A 2,351-nucleotide genomic window follows, 5' to 3' on the forward strand; every position below is an offset into this window, starting at 1 on the left:
GGCGCTCTGGCGACACTGGAGCGGCTATTACCGCCGGAGCCGCGTCGAGATATGAGGCGGATCGTTTTCCCGACGATTGGATGCATCGTGCACGACTGCTGGGCCAGCGGCTGATGGCGCGCGGCTTTGACCCGAGGTTCAGCTGCGCGTTGCGATCCTGAACGGCCGCACCGCCCCTGGCATCCCCGTCACAAGGGCCGTGGGATAAATCCATCTGGGGAAACGCGAGAACCGTCCGTCAGATGATTTGCACAACAGAGGCCATATCCATTCTAAATCCGATTCACCAGATTCCGGGGCCGAACACCTGGTGTTTCGCTGCTCCGTTATTCGTCGACAGTATATCTGCGATACGGGCTGAGCGCGTGCCAGCAACACGAGAGTGGTTCACTGTGGTCAAAACAGGCCAGATGCGTGGTTGCATCACCTAAGCGTCATTTTCAGATCGTCGCGCTTGGTGACACTGCATAGACGGCTCATCTTTTGTGATAGGCAGTTCAGATATTCACAAGTCCATAGAGGCATCCCCAAGGTCGCATCGTGGGACAATATTTTCTGCAATCTGCAGTTGTGCTTTCAATCTGGTGAAAAATCGAGGTACAAGTTCTCGTCTCATTCGTTTGCACATCAGATCCCTGAGAGGTCGACATGCCTATTGCGACCGTCAACTGGCTGTGGATTGGCAACCTGCCTCTGCTGGACGCAACACCGGCGACACCGATCCTGCTGTCGGAGCGTCGTGTCCTTGTCGGATACGAGGCGGTGGGTAATTCCCAGATTGAGGCGATAGCGGTCACCGGAGATTTCGTCAGCCAAGGCACGAATGCCAACAGCTTCGCCTCGATCTGGGATGCTAGTGCAAAGGGCATTTCCCCAACGACCTTTTCCTATGACCTTGCCGCGACGTCGACGATCGGCGCCCGCATGGTTTCAGCGTTTGCCGTCAACATGCAGGTACAAACCGGCAGTCAACCGGATGTCTTTCAGACACAGTCTGCAACCCTGGTACAACTAACCAATGGGGACATGTTCTTTCGCCCCAATGCGAACGCAGTTTCCGCGTGGGATGCCATCGATCGCGTGTACTCAATTAAGGTCGCAAGCATCGATGAAAGCGCGGGCACTGCCTATGGCTCAATCAGCCAGCGCACGACGTTCAAGCCGGCGATCTTTGACGTCGCCTTTCCTTGCTATGCTGCCGGAACTCTTATTACGACATCCGACGGTCAGAAGCCAGTTGAGGTCTTGGAGGCAGGGGATCTGGTCCTGACGTCGGATGACGGCTGGCAACCCGTTCGCTGGATCGGGCGTGCGGTGGTCAGTCTGGACAAGACCCCGCATCTTTATCCGATAAGAATTCCTCGTGGTGCCTTGGGATCGGGCACGCCGTCGGCCGATCTGATGGTGTCGCCACAGCATAGAGTGCTTGTCCGATCCAAGATCGCAGCACGGATGTTCGGAGCCGAGGAGGTGCTTGTCGCCGCCAAGCAATTGCTTGGTCATGAGGGTATCGAACAGGACATGACGGAAACCACCATCACCTACGTCCACTTCATGTGCGACGATCATCAGGTGGTGTTCGCCAACGACGCGGCCTGCGAAACCCTCTATCTTGGCGACATGGCAATTGCCAATCTTGGTGCCGCCGCCCGGCAGGAGATATTCGACGTCTTTCCTGACCTGCGGGACTCGGTGATATCGCATCCGGCACGACATTTGCCTTGCGGCTCTCGATCGCGAAAAATGGTTGAACGCCACGGGCGCCATCTGCGGCCTCTTGTCGGGTAGGCCGGACCGCGTGATGGCGCATGGAAAACACAGTGATCCAATTTGCGCGATGGTCATCAACACCGTGATCTGGCCGCGTGCTTGGTGTGATCGTTGGCATCAGCCCTGCCAACGGATATGTCCGTCATACCTATCGAACGTCTAGGTCCAACTCATGTACCGAACCGGTCCCGTACGGTAGATCGCCGTCCGGGCATATTCGCCCGTATGTTCTCCTTCGGGGGACGTCAGGCGTTTCGAGCTTCCGAGAAAAAACATGCTTGTTCGGCCGAAGGCGAGGATAGCCAAGCGGGAAAATATAGTTTGACTATATAATTATGAATTCATAATTGTTGTGTACGCGATGGGGGCACGTATACCGATGGATGACCGCAGGCAGGACAGCGCGCGACAGGCGGCGCTGGATTATCACGAGTTTCCGCGACCGGGCAAGCTGGAGATCCGGGCGACCAAACCGATGGCCAATGGCCGCGATCTGGCGCGCGCCTATTCCCCCGGCGTGGCCGAGGCCTGTCTGGAGATCAAGGCCGATCCGCAGGCCGCCGCGCGCTATACCACCAAGG

General features: G+C 57.1%; 1 protein-coding gene and 2 pseudogenes. All 3 read left to right on the forward strand.

Annotated elements, in window-relative coordinates:
* Positions 1 to 208 (forward strand): annotated as a pseudogene (locus tag ACJJVR_RS05065) (hypothetical protein); the annotation flags it as partial.
* Between the two features lie 440 nt (positions 209 to 648).
* Complete coding sequence (locus tag ACJJVR_RS05070) at positions 649 to 1,788, forward strand: Hint domain-containing protein (RefSeq protein WP_405402740.1); 1,140 nt, start codon at positions 649 to 651, stop codon at positions 1,786 to 1,788.
* Between the two features lie 361 nt (positions 1,789 to 2,149).
* Positions 2,150 to 2,351: pseudogene (locus ACJJVR_RS05075) on the forward strand (hypothetical protein); the annotation flags it as partial.

Origin of the sequence: Paracoccus sp. Ld10 (assembly GCF_045064235.1) — a bacterium.
Taxonomy (GTDB): Bacteria; Pseudomonadota; Alphaproteobacteria; order Rhodobacterales; family Rhodobacteraceae; genus Paracoccus.

Excerpts from the sequence above, each read along its gene's own strand:
- ACJJVR_RS05070 (WP_405402740.1), top strand. The coding sequence starts at position 649 with ATGCCTATTGCGACCGTCAACTGGCTGTGGATTGGCAACCTGCCTCTG.